The sequence below is a fragment of the Kribbella sp. NPDC051137 genome (assembly GCF_040682535.1).
Taxonomy (GTDB): Bacteria; Actinomycetota; Actinomycetes; order Propionibacteriales; family Kribbellaceae; genus Kribbella; species Kribbella karoonensis.
Genome location: NZ_JBFBBI010000002.1, coordinates 1,392,111 through 1,412,447, shown reverse-complemented (window position 1 = coordinate 1,412,447; position 20,337 = coordinate 1,392,111). Strand labels below are relative to the sequence as shown.

The following is a 20,337-nucleotide window of genomic DNA, read 5'->3' as shown; positions in this document are numbered from 1 at the left end:
ATCTCCTGCATGACCAGGCGATTGCGTGACCTCACTGTGACCCCGAAAAGTCCTTAGTTCAAGTCTTGACAGTCCATTCCCCGAAATCTATGTTTCGAAAACAAGTCATATCGGCAGGTGCTTCCGCAACCTGTGGGGGCAGCACGGAGTACGGAGATCACTGTGGATCCCAACACGACATCCCGGCGTACTTTCCTCGGCCTGGTCGGCGGTGGCGCGCTGGCAGCCGGCCTCGCGGCCTGCGGTAGCTCCGGCCCGAGCAGCACGCCCGGGTCGACCACCGGAGCCGGCGGCGGCACCGGCAGCGGTGCGACGTACTGGTTCCTCACCGGACAGCCGCAGCAGGGCATCCGCGAGGCGCAGGTCAAGCGGTTCAACGACGCCAACCCGAACACCAAGATCAAGACGACCGAGTTCCAGAACGACGCGTTCAAGCAGAAGATCAAGACCGCCATCGGCGCCGGTCAGGGCCCGACGCTGATCTGGGGCTGGGGCGGCGGCGGCCTGAAGGCGTACGTGGAGGCGGGCCAGGTCGAGGACCTGACCGACTGGTTCAACCAGCAGACCGAGCTGAAGAACTCGATCTTCCCGTCGGCGTTCACGGCGGCGACCGTCAACGGCAAGCTCTACGCCGTCCCGGGCGAGACCGTGACGCCGATCGTGCTGTTCTACGACAAGCGCGCGTTCGAGAAGATCGGTGCCCAGCCGCCGCAGTCGTGGGGCGACATCATGGACCTGGTGCCGAAGTTCAACGACAAGGGCATCGCACCGTTCTCGCTCGGCGGTCAGTCCCGCTGGACCAACATGATGTGGCTGGAGTTCCTGTTCGACCGGATCGGCGGCAGCGAGGTCTTCCAGAACATCTACGACGGCAAGAAGGACGGCTGGTCCGACCCGTCGGCGCTCAAGGCGCTCGAAGAGATGCAGAAGCTGATCAAGGCGAACGGTTTCGTCAAGGGCTTCTCGTCGATCACCGCCGACTCCAACGCCGACCAGGCGCTGCTCTACACCGGCAAGGCCGCGATGATGCTGCACGGCGCCTGGACCTACGGCAACATGAAGGCTTCCGGCGGCGACTTCGTGACCGGTGGGCACCTCGGCTACATGAACTTCCCGCCGGTCGACGGCGGCAAGGGCGACCCGACCGACACGGTCGGCAACCCGGGCCAGTACATGTCGATCTCCTCCAAGGCCAGCCAGGCCGACAAGGACACCGCGAAGAAGTTCATCGCGAACAACACGCTCGACGACGCCACGGTGGACGCCTGGGTGAAGTCCGGCAACATCCCGGTCGTGAAGAGCGCGAAGGACAAGCTGTCCTCGATCACCGACAAGAACGACAACGCCTGGCTGAACTTCGTCTACGACACCGCGGCGAACGCGAAGAACTTCGCCCAGTCCTGGGACCAGGCGCTCAGCCCGACCCAGGCCGAGACACTGCTCGACAACATCGCCAAGCTCTTCCAGCTGTCGATCTCCCCGCAGCAGTTCGCGACGAACATGAACGCGGTGATTGGCCAGTGACGGTTACCGCTCCGCCCGTCGCGCCGGCGGCCACTCAGCAACGATCGTCGTCCGGTGCCGGGCGGAGCGGTTCGGTTGCCTGGATGGTGCTGCCCGCGCTCCTGCTGTTCGTCGTGTTCGGTGTCATCCCGCTGATCGGCGTACTGATCCTGAGTTTCACCCAGTGGGACGGGCTCGGCGCGATCCACGCCGCCGGGGTGTCCAACTGGAAGTCGGTGCTCACCGACTCCCAACTGCTGCACAGCATCCTGGTGACGTTCGAAATCATGATCCTCTCGTGGGCCGTGCAGACGCCGATGAGCCTGCTGCTCGGCACCTTCCTGGCCGGCCGGCAGCGGTACCGCGCGTTCCTCGCGGTGCTGTACTTCATCCCGCTGCTGCTCAGCTCGGCCGCGATCGCGATCACCTACAAGGCGTTGCTCGACCCGAACTTCGGGCTCGGGCCGGGCCTGCACCTCGGGTTCCTCACCCAGGACTGGCTCGGCAGGAGCAACCTGGCGATCGGCGTCCTGATCTTCATCGTGTCCTGGCAGTTCATCCCGTTCCACTCGCTGATCTACCAGGGCGGCGTGCGGCAGATCCCGACCACGATGTACGAGGCGGCCGCGATCGACGGCGCCGGCCGGGTCCGGCAGTTCTTCAGCATCACGGTGCCGCAGCTGAAGTACACGATCATCACCTCGTCGACGCTGATGGTGGTCGGCTCGCTGACGTTCTTCGACCTGATCTTCGTCCTGACCGCGGGCGGCCCCGGTGACGCCACCCGGGTGCTCGCGCTCGACATGTACAAGCGCGGCTTCATGTCCAACCAGATGGGACCGGCCAGTGTGATCGCCTCGCTGATCGTGCTCCTCGGTCTCGCGCTCGCGCTGCTGCTGCGGCGACTCGGCGGCAGCACGACGGCCAGCCAGCAGGAAGGTGCGTGACCGATGCAGGTTCGCAAACTCACGCAACTGAACTGGTTCGGTGGCCTGGCCGGATGGATCTGGCTGGCGATCGTGCTGATCCCGCTGTACTGGATCGTCATCACCAGCTTCAAGGACCAGAGCGCGTACTTCTCGCAGAACCCGTTCGCGCTGCCGGCCGCGCCGACCGCCAACAACTACAAGCTGGTCATCGAGTCCGACTTCCCGCGGTACTTCGTGAACAGCGTGATCGTCACCGCGGGCACGATCATCCCGGCCGTCGCGATCTCGTTCATGGCGGCGTACGCGATCATCCGCGGTGCCGGCAGCAAGTTCCTTGCCGGGGTCAACGGCCTGTTCCTGATGGGGCTGGCGATCCCGTTGCAGGCGACGATCATCCCGGTCTACCTGCTGATCATCCGGATGCACCTGTACGACAGCCTGCTGGCGCTGATCCTGCCGTCGATCGCGTTCGCGATCCCGCTGTCCGTGCTGGTGCTCGCGAACTTCATCCGCGACGTACCGAAGGAGCTCTTCGAGTCGATGCGGGTCGACGGCGCGACCGAGTGGGGCATGATGCGCAAGCTCGCGCTGCCACTCACCCGGCCGGCGCTGGTGACCGTCAGCATCTACAACGGCCTCGGCGTCTGGAACGGGTTCCTGCTGCCGCTGATCCTCACCCAGAGTCCCGACAAGCGCACGCTCCCGCTGGCGCTGTGGACCTTCCAGGGTCAGTACAGCGTGAACGTCCCGGCGGTCCTCGCCTCCGTCGTCCTGACCACGCTACCGATCGTGATCCTGTACGCCGTCGGCCGCCGCCAGCTTCTCAGCGGTCTCACCGCAGGCTTCAGCCGCTAGGAACTCTACTTTCTGCTCGGGGGTTTCGGTCGGAGCCGAGCCATGCCCATCGACGTGCGTGGCGACGGCTCCACTTGTTCACCAGGGAGGCAGAAATGAAAGATCGCAATGCACCCGTGAGTGATTCGACCAACCTGACACCGCGGATCTCCCGCCGAGTACTGCTCGGCGCGGGCGCCGCCGCAGCGGCGGGTGTGGGCCTTGCGGCGCCCGCATTCGCAGACCCGGGCCCGGCGGCCGGACCCGGCGGGGTAACCCCGTTCGGACCTGTCGTCGTGACCGGTCAAAGTAGTTCGCGTACGTCGTACGCCCGCGCTGTCCGGCTCGGCACCTCGGCGCCGGGCAAGTCGCAGACCCTGCTCGCGACCTACCAGGGCGGAGGCCCGGGGTTCCCGCTCTATCGCAGTGATGACGCCGGCCGTACGTGGACGAAGCAGAGCAGCGTTCCCGACGCGGGCACGGCGTCGGGCGTGTATCTGCAGCCGTTCCTCTACGAACTGCCCCGCGCGTTCGCCGGTCTCCCCAAGGGCGCGCTGCTCTTCTCGTGCAACTGGCTCGGAAAGAGCTTCGACAGCACGAACATCCAGCTCTACGCCAGCACGGACGGCGGTCTCACCTGGCAGTTCCTGAGCACGGTGGCGCAGGGTGGACCGGCCAACACGACGAACGGCGCGACGCCGGTGTGGGAGCCGTTCCTTCTGCTGCACAACGACAAGCTGATCTGTTACTACTCCGACCAGCGCGACCCGCACTTCGGTCAGAAGCTGGCGCACCAGACCAGCACGGATCTGCGGACCTGGGGCCCGGTCGTCGACGACGCGACCGGAACCGCCTACGCCGAGCGCCCCGGAATGACCACAGTGGCACGGTTGAAAGGCGATCTGTGGATCATGACCTACGAGTTCGGGGAGCCCGACGACCCGTCCAACCCTGATCAGAACAACTACTCGTACCACGTGCACTACCGGCTGGCGAAGGACCCGGAGTCGTTCCGGTTCTCCCCCGACACCCCGCTCGTGGACCCGAACGGCTACGCCCCGAACGGGGCCCCGGTCGTCACCTGGTCCCGGTCGGGCGGCGTGAACGGCACAATCATTGTCACAGGCAACGACGATCAGGACTTCCTGATCAATCGCGAACTCGGTGACCCCGGGGCCTGGCGGCGTTTCTCGTCGCCGATGCCGGCCGGCTACAGCCGGTTCACGATCCCGATGGACGGCCCCGGGGACCCGCAGAACCGCGGCCTGGTTTTCGTCATCACGGGAGCGCAGTACGGCAAGACCGGGCCCGTCGAGGCGGGCATCATCGCGCTGGACGGCTGACCGCAGGTACGGCATCAGCCGATAGGAGCTTCCGGCTCCGGGGTCTGGTCGCCCACGACGCGAGCGCCAGTACGGCGAACGCGGCGGGGGCGATCATCCCGGAGTACCGGTGCGCGGCTCCGTTGGAGGCGGCGGCGCCGAGCATGTTGATCAGCACCCCGGCGTACGCCCACTCCTTCAGCCGCGGTAACCCCGGTACGGCGATCACCACCGCCGCGGCGAGCTTGGCGCTGCCGAGGATGGGCGACAGGTAGCTCGGATACCCGAGGTCGATCAGCATCGGGTAGAACGGCGCCAGCTCGAACAGGTCCATCGTGCCGCCGACGGCACACTCCCCCACCACGACCGCGGTGGTGGCCCAGTAGGTTCTTCGCATCCGACTCACCGGCTATCGAAACGGGTCCGTACTCTTCTGCTAACGGTACGATAGCGTTTCGATGGAGGTGGAGCAATGGTCTCTCGCGGCGACGGTGCGCGGCAGCGGATGCTCGAGGCCGCGCTCGCGGTGCTGGACGAGTCCGGCCTGGCCGGCTTCACGATGGAGGCGGTCGCCCGCCGGGCCGGCGCCAGCAAGGCGACGCTCTACCGCCGCTGGCCGAGCACCGGCGCACTGCTCGTCGACGCGATGGACGCGACCTACCGCCCGTTCCCCACGCCCGACACCGGCTCGGTCTCCAAGGACGTCACGGAGATCCTGACCGCGTTCGTCGCGCTGCTCGAACGGACGCCGTTCCCGCGCCTGCTCGCCGCCTTCATCGACGCCGCCGAACGCGATCCCGCGCTCTCGGGCATCCACCAGGACCTCACGAAACGCCGCCGCGAGCCGATGCTCGCGGTGCTGGAACGCGGACGCGACCGTGGCGAACTACCGCCCGACACCGACCCCGAGCTGACCACCGACCTGCTGACCAGCCCGTTCTTCTACCGTCACTTCGTCGCCCACCGGCCGATCCCGCGGCGGATGGTGTCCGACGTGGTGGCCCGGGTGCTGTTCCCGAAGACCTGACGGGTCCCGTCCGCGAGAATCACCAGCCCGGCGCGACCCGGCCGGGACCGCAGCCAGTCGAGCCCGTCCTCGCCGAGCGCGAACGCGGCCGTCGCGTCGATGTCGGCCTGGGTGAGTGACCGGTGGACGACGGTGACCGATGCCAGCACGATCGGCGTCACGCCGGTGCGGCCGTCAGTGATGTGGCGGCCGCGGCGGTGCAGGCCGGACGTCGCGATCGCGCCGTTCCGGATCGGGACCACCGCCACGAGCTTGTCCGGCGCGAACGGGTCCTCGATCCCGACCCGCCACGCCTCCGAGTCCGGACCCGAGACCCGGCAGGTCAGGTCCCCACCCGCACCGAGGCAGTAGTCCGTGGCCGGCAATTGCGCGAGCTTCTGCGCGGCGCGTTCCACCGCCCAGCCCTTCACGACGCCGCTCGGGTCGAGCCGGGCGTCCCGCCGTACGTCGAACGCGCCGCCGGACTCGATCCGGGCCTGCTCGCCGAGCGCGAGCACCTCCGCGACCTCGGGCGGGCAGTCCGCGATCGCCGGCGCGCCACGGTTCAGCCGGGACACGTACGAGTCGGCGCGGTAGGTGCTGAAGACCTGGTCCGCGGTGCGCAGTACGTCGAGTACCTCGGCCCACGCCCGTACGGCGCGGTCGTCGTCGGTGTGCCGGCCGCGCAGGGCGAGGCTGATCGGCATACCCATCACGTGCTCGACGTACCGCTTCATTTGCCCTGGTCCAATGCGCTTTGCAGAGAACGGATGTAGCCGTCGCTCGTCACGGTCGCGCCGCTGACCATGTCGATCTGTGCGCTCTGGGCCTGGACGGTCTCGTTGATCAGGATCGGCAGCGCGTACTGGTTGATCTCGGCGTCGCGGTGGTTGCCGTTCGGGTACTGGACGACGCTGACCGCGGTGATCTTGCCGGCCTGTTCGGTGAGCTGGACCTGGACGGGTCCCCACTGGGTCTGGGCGACGTCTCCGGTCACGGTCGACGTACCGGAACTCGCCGACGGCGTACTCGAGGGGGCTGTCGAGGGTTGTGCTGTCGAGGGTTCTGCTGTGGAGGGTGCCGGTGTGGTGACCGGGGATTCGTTGGGGCCGCCACCGATGACCGGGCCGCCGGCGGTGGACTCCGGGCCGGACGTCGAGGTGTGGTAGCCGAACATCAGGACGACCGCCGAGACGGTACCGAGGAGCCAGAGGACGATACGTTTCACGGGGTCACCACTTGAAGGTCTCGAGATGGAGCCGTTCGGCCGGCAGGCCGGCGGCGGTGAGGGTGGACCTGACCAGGTCGGTCCAAGCCTCGGGCCCGCACAGGTACACGTCCCGTTCGGCGATGTCCGGGATCCAGTGCAGGAGGGCTTGCAGGTCGTCGTACGCCGGGACGCCGGCCCCGAACCACGAGTCCGGCCGCCGGCGCGCGCCCGGCAACGTCAGCAAGGACAGCCCGCGCTCGTGCCAGAGCTTCTGGAACTCGTCGGGAAACAACGGCCGGTCCGTGTACCGCTGGACCAGCACCGCGTCGCCCGGCGCGTAGTCGAGTCCTTCCGCGAGCGCACGGAGCGGTGTGACGCCGACGCCTGCACCGATCAGCGCGATCTTCCGCTGTGTGCGGGCGCGCGGGCTCATCCGTCCGTACGGGCCTTCCACGAGCACCCGCGTACCGGGTTGCAGCGAGCTGAGCGCCGCGCTGCCGTCGCCGGCGTCCTGCACGGTGATGCGCAGGCCACGGCCGTCCGGTGCGGCTGACAACGAGTACGGGTTCGCCCGCGTCCAGCCGGGTCGGTCCAGGAACCGCCAGGCGAAGAACTGCCCGGCCTCGACGCGCAACCGGTCCAGCCGTCGCCCACCGACGTACACCGAGACGATCCCGTCGGATTCCGGTACGACGGCCGTCACCCGAAGGCGATGCCGGCCGTTGCGCCACACGGGGACGCCGATCCGGTACACGAGCACCGTGGCCGCGGCAACGGCCCACGCGGTCCACCAGAACACGGTCCGTCCGGTCGACGCGAGGAACTCCTGCCCGGTCCACAGTTGGTGCGGGAGCGCGAGGCCGACGCCCAGGTACGCGTACAGGTGCAGGAGATGCCACGACTCGTAGCGGAGTCGCCGGCGGACCGCACGGATGCTGGTCAGCACGGTCAGGCAGAGCGCGATCGTGCCGCCGACCGCCAGCAGCATGCCCGGGTAGTGCAGCGTCAGGTCCCACAGCGTCGCGGGTGTGCGCCCGAGCTCACCGGCGGCGTACCCCCAGGTGATCGTGACCAGGTGCGCGAGCATCAGGTTGAACGACGTGAACCCGGTGAGGCGGTGGATGCGCGCCAGCCGGTCCTGCCCGAACGCGGCCTCGAGGACGGGCACCCGCGCCATCAGGACGACCTGCGCCAGCAGCAGTACAGCGGAGCCGAGGCCCGTGAGGCGCCCGATCGACGTCAGTCCGGTCGCCCAGCCGCCGAGCTCCTGGACGCCACCGGCGGCGATCCACCAGTACGCGACGAGCAGCAGAGCCAGCCACAGCACCGCCAGCGATCCGAGCCGTACGGCGCCGTCGGTGCGGGCCCGCCGGCCCGGCAGCACGGCAACGGGCATTCCGGTCATGGGACTCCTCGCAGGGACGACGAACTCGTCTCAGTGTCGAGTCCGGCGCTGAGCGGGTGCTTCAGCTTTCCTGGGAGTCCGCTGTGAAGCGGGCGTTTGAGGCCGGGCCGTTGCCGACGGTCACCGGAAAAGGTATCGTCGGGTATTTGTGCCGGGAAATGAAAAGAAGCCCTCTCGGGGCTTCCAAGAACAGAATATCAAAGCTTTTCGGGCAAAGCAACACAAAAGATCGGGGGCACGGGTGCTGGAACAGGAGATCGCCGCAGAGCAAGGGGAAGTGACGGCGATGTACGAGCGGCTCGACGTACTACGGGAAAAGGCCCGCGGTGAACTCGGCCGGGTCCAGGCCGAGGAAACCGTGGGCACCGATCAGGCCGCCTCGGAGCGGGAATCCTTCACGCGGCTGTATTCCGGCCGGTTCGCCCAATTGTCGTCGGTGGAACGCGGCCTGTGCTTCGGCCGGATCGACGAGACGGCCGGCGACCGGTTCCACATCGGCCGGATCGGACTGTTCGACGACGACTACAACCCGCTGCTGATCGACTGGCGGACGCCGGTCGCGCAGGTGTTCTACCGGGCCACGTCCGCCGAGCCGCTCGGCGTGAAGCGCAGGCGGCACATCCGCCTGCACGGCCGTACCGTCGTCGGCGTCGACGACGACCTGCTGGACGCCGACGCGCTCGCCGACAACGAACGCGGCACGCTGATCGGCGAGGCCGCGCTGCTCTCGTCGCTCGGCGCGAGCCGCACCGGCCGGATGAACGAGATCGTCGCGACGATCCAGTCCGAGCAGGACGAGATCATCCGCTCCGGGCTGCCCGGGGTACTCGTCGTACAGGGCGGCCCCGGCACCGGCAAGACCGTGGTCGCGTTGCACCGGGCGGCGTACCTGCTCTACACACATCGCGAGCAGCTCGGACGGACCGGCGTACTGGTCGTCGGGCCGAACACGACGTTCCTGCGGTACATCGACGAGGTACTCCCTTCGCTCGGCGAGAACGACGTCGTGCTCGCGACCGTGGGCGAGCTGTTCCCGGGCGTGACCGCGACCGCGCCGGAGCCGGCCGAAGCCGTGCGGATCAAGGGCGAGGCGGCGATGGCCGACGTTATCGCGCGGGCGATCGCCGGCTTCCGGGTGGTGCCGGCCCGGCCGGTCCGGCTGAAGCTGAATTCCGAGGAGCTGGTGCTGCGCCCGGACGCGATCCGGAAGGCGCAGCAGGGCGCGCTCGCCGCGCAGCCGCTGCACAACCGGGCCCGGCCGCTGTTCGTCCGCCGGATCCTCAAGACCCTCACCAACCAGGTCGTCGAACGGATCGGCAGGCAGTACGTCGGGGACGCGGACGTCGAGGACATCCAGCAGGAACTGTTCGACGACGACCACGTTCTCGAGCTGCTGGACCGGTTGTGGCCGGAGCTCACGCCGGAGTTGCTCGTCTCGGTCCTGTTCTCGTCGGACGACCGTCTCGCCGCGGCCGCGCCGTACCTGACCGGGGCCGAGCGTTCCGCCGTACTGCGGCCGCTCGCGGCCGACTGGACGCCCTCGGACGCCGCCCTGCTCGACGAGGCCGCCGAACTCCTGGGCGAGACCGCCGAGATCGTTGTCGGGCGCAAGCGTCAGGCGGCGGAAGCGGCCGCCGCCGAGGACGCGAACCGGGAGTACGCCAGCGGTGTGGTCGACATCGAGCTGACCGCCGAGCGGATCGAGGTCATGCCCTGGGAGATCGAGCAGTTCCGCGACCTGATCGCCCAGCGCACGCAGCAGCTGGCGAACCCGGCACCGGCCGACGAGCGCAGAATCGACCGTACGTCGGTGTTCGGCCACGTGATCGTCGACGAGGCCCAGGAACTGTCCGCGATGGACTGGCGGATGTTGATGCGCCGCGCACCGCGCCGCTCGATGACCTTGGTCGGCGACATCGCCCAGACCGGCTCCGCGGCCGGCGTCCGCTCCTGGGCCGAACTCCTCGACCACTACGCCCCACGCCGCTGGCGCACCGCCGAGCTCACGGTCAATTACCGCACCCCGTCCGAGATCATGACCGTCGCCGCCGATGTCCTCGCCGCCATCGACCCCGCCCTGCGACCACCTACGTCGGTCCGCGACACCGGCACCCGTCCCTACATCGACCCGGTCCCCGCCGACGCCCTGATGGACGCCGTCCGCGCCGCGGTGAAGTCCGAACGCGACTCCGTCGGCGACGGCCGGCTGGCCGTCATCGTCCCCACGTCCCGCTACGCCGAGTTCGCCGCCGCCCTCCCCGACATCGCCCACACCCACGACCCGTCCGTCCTCGACGGCACCGCCGCCCTCCTGGACGTCCCCCAGTCCAAAGGCCTCGAGTTCGACAACGTCCTGATCGCCGACCCCGCCACCATCGTCACCGACTCAGACCGAGGCCTCTCCGACCTCTACGTAGCCATCACCCGAGCCACCAAACACCTCACCATCCTCGGCAACCTCCCACCCACCCTGAGACACCGGTGACGACTATTCCTTGTCCGGGGCAACAGATTGCTGGGTGGCTGACCAGCTGGCGAGGAGTTTGAGGGCGTCGGCGGTGGGGGTGGCGGTGGGGGCGGTGTAGACGACCATGGTGAGGCCGGGGTCGGAGGGGAACTCCATTGCCTCGAAGTCGATCTCGAGGTCGCCGACGACCGGGTGGTGGAGTTTCTTGCGGCCGGAGCGGTGGAAGCGGACGTTGTGGTCCGCCCACCGGGTCCGGAAGGTCTCGCTGCGGGTCGACAGCTCGCCGATCAGGTCGCTGAGGGCCTTGTCGTGGGGGTTCTGGCCGGCCTGCAGGCGCAGTACGGCGGCGATGTCGTCAGCTGCGCGGTCCCAGTCCACGAAGAACTCCTGCGCGGCCGGGTCGAGGAACGTGAAGCGGGCCGTGTTCGGGTGTGGGTCGGCGAAGAGGGAGGAGTAGAGGGCGCGGGACAGCTTGTTGGCTGCGAGGATGTCGAACTGGGCGTTGCGGATCCACGCGGGCGCGTCGGTGATTGCCTCCAGCACCTGTTGCAGCGCGGGACGGACGCCTTTGGTCGCGGGACGGCGGCGTACCGGGGTTGCGTCCGACTCCCGGGCCAGCGCGAACAGGTGGTCCCGCTCGGCCTCGTCCAACTGCAACGCCCGCACCAGGGCCTCCAGCACGCTCTCGGACGCGCCTGCCAGGTGACCGCGTTCCAGCCGGACGTAGTAGTCCACGGAGACGCCGGCCAGCAGCGCGACCTCCTCCCGGCGCAGGCCCTTCACACGGCGGTTGCCGCCGTACGCCGGCAGCCCGGCCCGCTCGGGGCTGAGTCGTGCACGCCGCGAGCTGAGGAACTCCTTGATCTCCGCCCGGTGGTCCATGTCCTCCAGACTACGGACCACCGCCACGCCAAGGGAGGCACTGGCATTACCTGGAAAGACAGGCACTGCCAGGGCCGGCAAGGACCGCCTTCACTGGAGCCATGCGAGCGACTTACATGTACAGCGCCGGAGACGTGCGGGTGATCGACGTACCGGATCCGGTGATCCAGCAACCAACTGACGCCGTGGTGCGGGTGGTGCGGTCCTGCGTTTGCGGGAGCGACCTGCACCCGTACCACAACCTGCCGGACACGCCGGGCGGGAAGACCATGGGACATGAGTTCGTCGGCGTCGTGGAGGACGTCGGGCGCGATGTCGGCACGCTCCGCAAGGGCGACTTCGTGATCGCGCCGTTCGCCTGGTCCGACGGCACCTGCGACTTCTGCCGGGAGGACCTGCAGACGTCCTGCCGGCACGGCGGGTTCTGGAACGCGAACGGCGTGGCCGGCGGCCAGGCGGAGGCGGTCCGGGTACCGCTGGCGGACGGGACGCTCGTCAAGGTCCCCGGCGGCGTGGACCCGGCGCTGCTGCCGTCCCTGCTGACGCTGTCCGACGTGTACGGCACCGGGTACCACGCGGCGCTCAAGGGCGGAGTGTCGGCGCGGACCACGGTCACCGTGATCGGCGACGGAGCGGTCGGGCTGCTCGCCGTACTCGCGGCGCGGCAGTTCGGGGCCGAGCGGATCGTGCTGATGGGCCGGCACAAGGACCGGACCGACCTCGGCGTCGAGTTCGGCGCCACCGACGTGGTCGCGGAGCGGGGTACGGCGGGGATCGAGAAGGTCCGCGAGCTGACCGGCGGCGACGGTACTCACGTCGTACTCGAGGCGGTCGGGCACCTGCCGGCGTACGAGCAGGCCCTCGGCGTCGTCCGCGCGGGCGGGGTGATCAGCCGGGTCGGGGTCCCGCAGTACGACGAGGCGCCGATCGGGTTCGGCACGCTGTTCCTGCCGAACGTCACGCTCACCGGCGGACCGGCTCCCGCACGGGCGTACGTCGAACGGCTGCTCCCGGGCGTCCTCGACGGCACCGTCGAGCCGGGCAAGGTCTTCGACCGGACGGTCGACTTCGACGGCATCCCGGACGGATACGCCGCGATGGACGCCCGGACCGCCTTGAAGGTCCTGATCCAGCCCTGAGGCGACACGGCACTGACGGCGGTCGGACCGTCACTGACTGCTAGCCTCGGAAGTTCGTAGGAACGGCTCGAGCAGTGGGGGCGGCTGCACAGTGGCGGACGAAGGACCAGAGACGGACGGGGACGGCGGCCGCGCGCGGGAGAGCTGGTTCGGGCGGCATCAACGCGCCGCCTGGATCGCCGCCGGCGCGAGCATCGTGGCCGCGCTGATCACCTCGCTGATTCCGGTCCTCGGCTCGTCCGGCGACGACAAGGTCGCCGGCCCGAGCGTCACGTCGGGGCCGGGGTCTCCGCCGGTGACGGTCACGGTCCCCGTCACCGTGGGTACGACCGTCAGGACCACCGTGCCGCCGTCATCACGGCCTACCGCGCCGACCCCGCCGCCTACCCGGCCAACGGGCTCGCAGCCGCCCGGAACGGCGAACCCGAGCTCCACGGCGGGCGCCGTGCTCTGGCAGGGCTCGCTGGTGCTCGACACCGACGCCAAGGACCTGGACGCCGTACCCCCTGTCCTGGGCGGCTACTACGACAGCGACATCTATATGCTGCTCGGCCATCAGATGTCCGGCACGACCGGCACTGTGATGTCCCGCTGGACGAAGCGCTCCCCCAGCCTGCCCGGGTACCGGGAGTGCGCCGCCTCGATCGGGCCCGAGGGCGGCGTCCAGCAGCAGCAACTCTCGAGGTCGACCGTGCTCTGTCTGCAGACCAACGAAGGGAACGTCGCCCGCCTCCGCGTCACGGCCCTGCCGGACAACGAGTACGGTATGGGCCACCGGGCGGTCTTCGACGTGGTCGTCTGGAGTGGTTCCTGAGCATCCCGAAACGTCGGCACGCAGTGAGGCGACGGTCACCGAAGGTGAGATCGTTGGGCTAATGTGTAAATTCCGTAACGAGGAGACTCCCGGAAAGCACTCTCCTCACGTACTCTGCCCAACCATGCACAGAGGCGAGCGGCGGGCCAAGCGGCCCAATGTCGTGTGGTCGGTGTTCGTGTTCCTGGTGGCGAGTGCGGTCGCCGGAGCACTGACCGCCGGACTTGCCCTCCCGTTCGCCGGCCTGGTCGGCGTCACCACGGCGAAGGCGCACGACTCGGTCCAGTACCTGCCCCAGGACCTGGAGACGGCACCGCTGGCCCAGAAGTCGATCATCCAGGACGCGGACGGCCGGGTCATCGCGACCCTGTACCAGCAGAACAGGACCCCGGTCACGCTCAAGCAGATCAGCCCGATCATGCTGAAGGCGATCGTCGCGATCGAGGACGACAGGTTCTACGAGCACGGCGCCCTCGACTTCAAGGGAACGCTCCGGGCGCTGCTGAGGAACCAGTCGGCCGGAGGCGTCCAGCAGGGCGGCTCCAGCATCACCCAGCAGTACGTGAAGCAGAGCCTGATCAACAAGGCGCGCACGCCGGAAGAGGTCAAGGAAGCCACCGCGGACACCTACGAGCGGAAGGTCGCCGAGCTCCGCTACGCGATCGCCGTCGAGAAGCAGATGACCAAGGGACAGATCCTCAACGGGTACCTGAACCTTGCCTTCTTCGGCGACCGCTCGTACGGCGTCGACGCCGCGGCCTGGCACTACTTCGGCGTCCACGCCGCCAAGCTCAACCTGCCGCAGGCCGCGATGCTCGCCGGGATCGTGAAGAACCCGAACGGCTACGACCCGATCGACAACCCGAAGCGCGCCAAGGCCCGCCGCGACGTCGTACTGCGGCGGATGCAGGAACTCAACATCATCACCGCCAAGCAGGCCCAGGACGCGATCAAGACCCCGGTGCTGAACCCGGCCGCGGTCAAGGTGATCCCGAACGGCTGCGCGAACTCGAAGTACCCGTTCTTCTGCGAGTACGTGATGGCGAAGCTGAAGGAGAACAACGCCTTCGGCAAGACCAAGGAGGAGCGCGAGAACTACATCGAGACGTCCGGCCTGGTGATCAGGACCTCGCTCGACCAGAAGGCACAGAAGGCCGCCGAGACCTCGATCGCGGAGCACTCCAAGCCCACCGACGACGTGATCGGCGCGGTCACCATGGTCGAGCCGGGCACCGGCCTGGTGAAGGCGATGGCGCAGAGCCGCCCGTACGGCGCGAAGAAGGGGCAGACGGCGTACAACTACAACGTCGAGAAGTCCTACCCCGGCGGCTTCGGCGGGTTCCAGAACGGGTCGACGATGAAGGCGTTCACGATCGCCGCCGCGATCGCCCGCGGCGTGCCGACGACGTACCGGATCCGGTCCCCGCAGACCATCAGCCTCGGTGGCAAGACCTTCGAGACGTGCAAGGGCCCGATCTCGGTCGCGTCGTACAACCCCAAGAACTCGACGAAGACGGTCCTCGACCCGTCGATGGTCGACGCGGCCCGTGCCTCGACCAACACCTACTTCCTGCAGCTGTCCCAGCAGATCGGCCTCTGCCCGATCGCCACCATTGCCGATCAGCTCGGCATGTACGACGCACAGGAGCTGAAGCCGCTGAAGCAGGTGATCTCGTACACGCTCGGTTCGGCCGGTAACGTCACGCCGCTGATGCTGTCCAACGCGTACGCGACCTTCGCGGCCCGCGGCATGTACTGCAGCCCGCAGGTGATCACCTCGGTCACCTCGCTGAAGACCGGCAAGCAGATCCCGACCCCCGGGCCGAACTGCCACCGGGTGCTGTCGCCGGGCGTCGCGGACGGTGTCAACTACGTACTGCAGCAGGTGATGGCCAAGGGCGGCACCGGCGCGAAGCTGAAGTTCGGCAAGAGCGACCTGGCCGGCAAGACCGGTACCACCGACGAGAACAAGGCCGTCTGGTTCGCCGGGTACTCGACACGGCTCGCGGCCGCGTCCGTCGTCGCGGACGCCGACCCGCGGCTCGAGAACATCATCAATCAGACCTTCAACGGCAAGACACTCCACGACGCGTCCGGTTCGGGGACCGCGGGCCCGATCTGGGAGGCCGCCATGCAGCTCGCGCTGCAGGGCCTGCCGTCGACGAAGTTCGTCAAGGCCGACGACAAGATCATCCGCGGCAACGTCAAGGACCTCCCGTACCTGAAGGGCATGACCCCCGCCGACGCCGCCGCCAAGCTGCTGTCGATGGGCTTCAAGGCCCAGATGGACCACGGCGCCCGGGTCGACTCCGACGCCCCCAACGGCACGGTCGCCTGGACCAACCCCCGCCAGGAGGACGGCGCCCCCGCCGGCAGCACGGTCACCCTGTTCATCTCCAACGGCAGCAAGGCCAAGCCGACCCCGCCACCGGTCACTCCCCCGACCCCACCGGTGCCCCCGGCAACGATCAAGCCGCCGCCGAACATCCCGACCTGCCCCCCGTGGGATCCCCGGTTTCCGAAGTGTAAACGCGGCTGAGGTTGTCCACAGGCCCGAACAAGTCGCCCCACACAGGCGCTCACGCTCCGTAGACTCCCGTGCATGAAGCGCCTGGGGCTCCGCATCACAGCCGTCTGCCTACTCCTCGTCCTGCCCGCCTGCACCTCCGCACTTGACTCGACCCGCAGTACCACCGACCGCCCGGCGGCGAAGCCTGTCGACTTCGGCCAGCCGACCACGCCGCAGGCGGCCGACAAGGTCTATCCGGCCGGTGACCGGACGGACCAGGTGCTGAAGGCGGTCGCCGCGCGCGAGGGCCGGGTGGTCGCGGCGGGCTACGACCAGTCCGACAACGTGAGCCGTCCGCTGTTCCTGAGCAGCGACGACGCCGGCAGGACCTGGACCCGGCGCGAGCTGGACAAGGACTCGGTCGAGCGCTCGTCGACCTTCGAAGGCGTACTCGCGCTGGCCGCGGGCCCGGCCGGGTTCGTTGCCATCGGTGACGGAAATCCCACCGGCGTGATCTGGCACAGCACCGACGGGGCGACCTGGCGACGGCTTCCCGCAGATCCGAAGGTGATCCACGAAACCGACTACCTGAACGCGATCACCGCCACACCGACCGGCTTCGCGATGGTCGGCGGCAGCACCCTCGCCGACGGGAAGATCGTCTACTGGCAGTCCGCCGACGGCATCACCTGGCACCGCACCGAGGGACCGTCGATCGGTCTCACACCGACCGTTCCCGGAGCCGCCGACGGCGACCAGATAGTTGCCTCCGGCAACACCGTGGTGGTGGCCGGCAACCTCTCCACACCCGACGACGCCGAGCACACCGAGCGGCTCCAGTACTGGTACTCCACCGACGGCGGCCGGCATTTCCGGGCAGCGGCCGTCAACGGCACCATCGCCACCGACTCCCGGGTGTACAACAACGCTCTCACGGTCAGCGACGGCAAGTTCTTCGCCCTGGTCCAGGGCAGCGGGTTCGACCAGGAGCACAACTCCTGGGACGCGGTGGTGGTCGAGGGCGGTCCCACCGGCGCCTCCTGGCGGGGCGCGGCGACGCCGTGGGCGCTCGGTTCGTCGTACGAGGACATCCCCGGCACGCTGGTGAAGGCCGGGAAGGAGTGGGTGGCCACGACGCAGGTCTCTTCGACCACCGAGGACACCACGGTCGCCGCCGGACCGAGCTGGGCACAGCTCGCCGACGTCACCGATCAGAAGAGCCAACGCGGCCGCGGTAAGCAGGTCGTCGCCGATTCGGTAGCGGTCGACGGTGCCACCGTGCTGGTCGGGTCCGACGACCGCTCGGGCTCGACCGAGGCATCGATCTGGCGGTACGCCGGAGCGCGCGTGTCACCGGTCGTGCTACCCGCCGGGGCTGCTGCCGGACGTCCGTCCGCGGCCGTCAACAATCTCCTTCGGGTCGGCAAGGACCTGGTGGCAGTGGGCGACGTGGCGAACGCCCCGACCGGGTGGACCCGGACCGGGTCGACCTGGCAGGCCGTCACGCTGCCCGGACGAACGAACGGCGTGACGCAGGACCTGCACAACGCCGCGGTGACGCCCGATGGGCGCGCTGTTGCCGTCGGCGCGCAGACCTTGCCGATCGGTCAGCGCGCCGCGGTGTGGATCCGGGGTGCCGACGACCGCTGGACCGCGGCCACGTCCACGGTCTTCGGCGTCGGAGCCCGGTCGCCGTACGGCGGACCCGACGCTCGGGCGATCGCCGTCGGGCCGTCCGGTTGGGTCGTGGTCGGCCAGCGTTTCGACGGTGACGAGCACACCGACGCGTGGTCGGCGTACTCGAAGGACGGGCGATCGTGGATCGAGGGTGTGGGCGGCAAGGCGCTGCCGGCGAAGGCGGCCGCCGACGACACCACGCGGCGTACCACGGGGCAGAACCTGCGGACCGTGGGGACCGACGAGGCCGTGATGCGGACGGTGCTCGCGGTAGGCCCACAGTTCGTGGCGGCGGGTGATCGCGGTGACGGCACTCAGGCGGTCTGGCTGTCGCCGAACGGGACCGACTGGAAGACGGTCGTGAACCTGCCCCTCGCGAAGGGCGTGCTGTCGGCGGGCGTCCAGACTCTCGCACGAGCCGGGAACACCCTGGTCGCGACCGGCGAGTACATCCGCAAGGACGGCGACACCGAGCGCGGGTGGGTGACGTGGACCTCCACCGACGGCGGCCTGACGTGGACGAACCAGATCGCCGTACCCAGCCGTGCCTTCGTCGCAGAGCTCGTTCCGGTGTCCGGCGGGATCCTCGCGCTCGGCAACACCGGCACCGGCGACGACACCGACGCAGCCGCCTGGTTCAGCCGGGACGGCCGCACCTGGAAAGCCGTGGACGTGCCCGGGGACCGTTCGAAGGGGCGTGGGCGGCAGGGGCTTGTCTCAGGCGTGGTGGACAACGGCAAACTGCTGGCGGCCGCGTTCGACATCCCGCCTGCGGGTGGGGGTTACTACACCCTTGAGATCGAGCTGCCGAAGTAGTCATTAGGCTTGGGCCAACACCTAGTACTTGTGAAAGGACTCCCCGTGAGTGTCGATGAGCTGACTGCCCAGGTTGAGCGTGCGCGCCAGGACTACGAGGCGCTGGTGGCGAAGGGGCTCAAGCTGGATCTGACCCGCGGGAAGCCGTCGCCGAAGCAGTTGGACGCGGCGAACGGGGTGCTCGGGCTGAGCGGGGATCCGGTGTCGGCGGACGGCACCGACCTGCGGAACTACGGCGGGCTGAACGGGCTGCCCGAGGTGCGGGCGATCTTCGCCGAGGACCTGCAGGTTCCGGTCGAGCAGCTGCTCGCGGCGGGGAACTCGAGCCTCGAGCTGATGCACGACGCGGTCGTGTTCGCGCTGCTCGGGAAGGTGCCGGGCGCGGAGACCCGCTGGGCCGACGTCGAGGGGCTGTCGTTCCTCTGCCCGGTGCCGGGGTACGACCGGCACTTCGGGATCTGCGAGCGGTACGGGATCAAGATGATCCCGGTGCCGATGACGCCCGAGGGCCCGGACATGGACGCGGTCGAGCGGCTGGTCGCCGGGGACGCCGCGATCAAGGGCATCTGGTGCGTGCCGAAGTACAGCAACCCGGACGGCACGGTGTACTCCGACGAGACGGTCCGCCGGCTCGCCGCGATGGAGACCGCGGCGCCGGATTTCCGGATCTTCTGGGACAACGCGTACGCCGTGCACCACCTGACGGACTCCCCCGCGCAACTGGCCGACGTACTCGCGCTGTGCGCGGAGAACGGGCACCCGGACCGGGCGTTCGTGTTCGGGTCGAGCTCGAAGATCACCTTCGCCGGTGCGGGCGTCGCGTTCTTCGGGTCGTCCCCGGACAACATCACGTGGTGGCTGAGCCACACGGTCAAGCGGAGCATCGGCCCGGACAAGATCAACCAGCTCCGGCACGTGCAGTTCCTCCGCGACGCCGAGGGTCTGCACGAGCACATGCGGACGCTGGCCGACCTGATCCGGCCGAAGTTCGACGCGGTCGACAAGATCCTCACCGCGGAGCTCGGCGGCACCGGGCTCGCGTCCTGGACGGCGCCCGCCGGCGGCTACTTCGTCAGCCTGCAGGTCCCCGAGGGCTGCGCCCGCGAGGTCGTCGCGAAGGCGAAGGCGGCCGGTATCGCGATCACCCCGGCCGGCGCCACCCACCCGTACGGCGACGACCCCACCGACCAGACGATCCGGATCGCCCCGACCTACCCCGAGCTCCCCGAGGTGGAGGCCGCGATCACCGGCCTGGCCACCTGCGTCCGCCTGGTGGCGAGCGAGAAGCTGCTGGCCGATCAGGCCTGAGGCAGTTCGAAGATCAGGCAGTTCGAGGTTGCGTGGGCGAGGAGTTTGCCGCGTTCGTCGTACAGGTGCGCTTCGGCGACCGCGGTACGGCGACCGCGGCTGATGATCCCGCCCTCGCAGCGCAGTACGCCGGACTCGACCGTGACCGGCTTGATGAAGCGGGTCATCAGGTCCAGTGACGTGTAGCCGAAGCCGGCCGGCAGCGTCGAGTGGACGGTGCAGCCGGCGGCGGTGTCGAGCAGGGTCGCGATGACACCGCCGTGGACGGTGCCGAGCGGGTTGTAGTGGAACTCGGCGGCCGGCATCAGCACCGTCACCTTGCCCTCCTGCACCTCGAAGCCGGTCCCGCCGACCAGGTGCAGGATCGGCGGCGCCGGGAGGTCCCCGTCGCGCATCGCCTGCAGCATCTCCAGGCCGGACGACCGTCCGAGCCGGGCCGCCGTCGCCGCCGGATCCGCCCATTCGAAGGTCCGGCTCCGCACGCCCTGCTGAGTCTCCGTCATGGACCGAGCCTCA

The 20,337-nt window shown here is 68.9% G+C and carries 17 protein-coding genes; 11 read left to right on the top strand and 6 right to left on the bottom strand.

The window, feature by feature from the left end; translation table 11 throughout:
* The first annotated feature begins 162 nt into the window (after nucleotides 1–162).
* The 4 genes from AB0M51_RS14240 to AB0M51_RS14225 all read left to right on the top strand — a co-directional run bounded on the left by AB0M51_RS14240 (nucleotide 163) and on the right by AB0M51_RS14225 (nucleotide 4,609).
* Nucleotides 163–1,524 carry an extracellular solute-binding protein gene (locus tag AB0M51_RS14240; protein WP_344187373.1) on the top strand — a complete coding sequence of 454 codons (1,362 nt, stop codon included), beginning with the start codon at nucleotides 163–165 and terminating at the stop codon, nucleotides 1,522–1,524.
* Between the two features lie 83 nt (nucleotides 1,525–1,607).
* Complete coding sequence (locus tag AB0M51_RS14235) at nucleotides 1,608–2,450, top strand: sugar ABC transporter permease (RefSeq protein WP_344187375.1); 843 nt, start codon at nucleotides 1,608–1,610, stop codon at nucleotides 2,448–2,450.
* A 3-nt stretch (nucleotides 2,451–2,453) separates the two neighbouring features.
* Nucleotides 2,454–3,287, top strand: coding sequence for a carbohydrate ABC transporter permease (locus AB0M51_RS14230; RefSeq protein ID WP_344187377.1), 834 nt, complete (start codon nucleotides 2,454–2,456; stop codon nucleotides 3,285–3,287).
* Between the two features lie 116 nt (nucleotides 3,288–3,403).
* Nucleotides 3,404–4,609 carry a sialidase family protein gene (locus AB0M51_RS14225; protein WP_363749450.1) on the top strand — a complete coding sequence of 402 codons (1,206 nt, stop codon included), beginning with the start codon at nucleotides 3,404–3,406 and terminating at the stop codon, nucleotides 4,607–4,609.
* Here AB0M51_RS14225 and AB0M51_RS14220 read toward each other — a convergent pair.
* Nucleotides 4,590–4,985, bottom strand: coding sequence for a DoxX family protein (locus tag AB0M51_RS14220; protein ID WP_344187380.1), 396 nt, complete (start codon nucleotides 4,983–4,985; stop codon nucleotides 4,590–4,592). The two genes, AB0M51_RS14225 and AB0M51_RS14220, sit on opposite strands and share 20 nt — an antisense overlap.
* 75 nt (nucleotides 4,986–5,060) lie before the next feature.
* On the opposite strand from AB0M51_RS14220, the gene AB0M51_RS14215 reads away from it, so the two are divergent.
* The gene (locus AB0M51_RS14215) at nucleotides 5,061–5,615 is read left to right on the top strand and encodes a TetR/AcrR family transcriptional regulator (protein WP_344187381.1); all 555 of its coding nucleotides are present in this window, start codon (nucleotides 5,061–5,063) and stop codon (nucleotides 5,613–5,615) included.
* Here AB0M51_RS14215 and AB0M51_RS14210 read toward each other — a convergent pair.
* From AB0M51_RS14210 to AB0M51_RS14200, 3 genes are read right to left on the bottom strand one after another with little or no spacing between them, the layout of a single operon-like run.
* Nucleotides 5,537–6,331 (bottom strand): FAD:protein FMN transferase, encoded by a 795-nt coding sequence (locus tag AB0M51_RS14210; protein ID WP_344187382.1) that lies wholly within the window; start codon nucleotides 6,329–6,331, stop codon nucleotides 5,537–5,539. The genes AB0M51_RS14215 and AB0M51_RS14210 overlap by 79 nt on opposite strands.
* Nucleotides 6,328–6,822: an FMN-binding protein gene (locus AB0M51_RS14205; RefSeq protein WP_344187383.1), complete on the bottom strand. Its 495-nt coding sequence runs from the start codon at nucleotides 6,820–6,822 to the stop codon at nucleotides 6,328–6,330. Before AB0M51_RS14205 ends, AB0M51_RS14210 begins: the two co-directional genes overlap by 4 nt.
* 4 nt (nucleotides 6,823–6,826) lie before the next feature.
* Entirely contained in the window at nucleotides 6,827–8,209 is a 1,383-nt protein-coding gene (locus AB0M51_RS14200; protein ID WP_344187384.1) for a ferredoxin reductase family protein, read from the bottom strand.
* A 286-nt stretch (nucleotides 8,210–8,495) separates the two neighbouring features.
* Between AB0M51_RS14200 and AB0M51_RS14195 the strand changes: the two genes are divergently transcribed.
* Nucleotides 8,496–10,694, top strand: coding sequence for an AAA family ATPase (locus tag AB0M51_RS14195; RefSeq protein ID WP_363749449.1), 2,199 nt, complete (start codon nucleotides 8,496–8,498; stop codon nucleotides 10,692–10,694).
* A 3-nt stretch (nucleotides 10,695–10,697) separates the two neighbouring features.
* Here AB0M51_RS14195 and AB0M51_RS14190 read toward each other — a convergent pair whose 3' ends face one another.
* Complete coding sequence (locus tag AB0M51_RS14190) at nucleotides 10,698–11,558, bottom strand: helix-turn-helix transcriptional regulator (RefSeq protein WP_344187386.1); 861 nt, start codon at nucleotides 11,556–11,558, stop codon at nucleotides 10,698–10,700.
* A 101-nt stretch (nucleotides 11,559–11,659) separates the two neighbouring features.
* Here AB0M51_RS14190 and AB0M51_RS14185 point away from each other — a divergent pair, with 101 nt between their 5' ends.
* The 5 genes from AB0M51_RS14185 to AB0M51_RS14165 all read left to right on the top strand — a co-directional run bounded on the left by AB0M51_RS14185 (nucleotide 11,660) and on the right by AB0M51_RS14165 (nucleotide 19,821).
* Nucleotides 11,660–12,697: an alcohol dehydrogenase catalytic domain-containing protein gene (locus AB0M51_RS14185; protein ID WP_344187387.1), complete on the top strand. Its 1,038-nt coding sequence runs from the start codon at nucleotides 11,660–11,662 to the stop codon at nucleotides 12,695–12,697.
* Between the two features lie 91 nt (nucleotides 12,698–12,788).
* Nucleotides 12,789–13,511 carry a hypothetical protein gene (locus AB0M51_RS14180; RefSeq protein ID WP_344187388.1) on the top strand — a complete coding sequence of 241 codons (723 nt, stop codon included), beginning with the start codon at nucleotides 12,789–12,791 and terminating at the stop codon, nucleotides 13,509–13,511.
* Between the two features lie 124 nt (nucleotides 13,512–13,635).
* Nucleotides 13,636–16,050 carry a penicillin-binding protein gene (locus tag AB0M51_RS14175; protein ID WP_344187389.1) on the top strand — a complete coding sequence of 805 codons (2,415 nt, stop codon included), beginning with the start codon at nucleotides 13,636–13,638 and terminating at the stop codon, nucleotides 16,048–16,050.
* 63 nt (nucleotides 16,051–16,113) lie between these two features.
* On the top strand, nucleotides 16,114–18,513 hold the full coding sequence (locus AB0M51_RS14170) for a sialidase family protein (RefSeq protein WP_344187390.1): 2,400 nt from the start codon (nucleotides 16,114–16,116) through the stop codon (nucleotides 18,511–18,513).
* A gap of 45 nt (nucleotides 18,514–18,558) precedes the next feature.
* Nucleotides 18,559–19,821: an aminotransferase class I/II-fold pyridoxal phosphate-dependent enzyme gene (locus AB0M51_RS14165; RefSeq protein WP_344187391.1), complete on the top strand. Its 1,263-nt coding sequence runs from the start codon at nucleotides 18,559–18,561 to the stop codon at nucleotides 19,819–19,821.
* Here AB0M51_RS14165 and AB0M51_RS14160 read toward each other — a convergent pair.
* Nucleotides 19,812–20,324 carry a PaaI family thioesterase gene (locus tag AB0M51_RS14160; RefSeq protein ID WP_344187392.1) on the bottom strand — a complete coding sequence of 171 codons (513 nt, stop codon included), beginning with the start codon at nucleotides 20,322–20,324 and terminating at the stop codon, nucleotides 19,812–19,814. The two genes, AB0M51_RS14165 and AB0M51_RS14160, sit on opposite strands and share 10 nt — an antisense overlap.
* Nucleotides 20,325–20,337 lie beyond the last annotated feature (13 nt).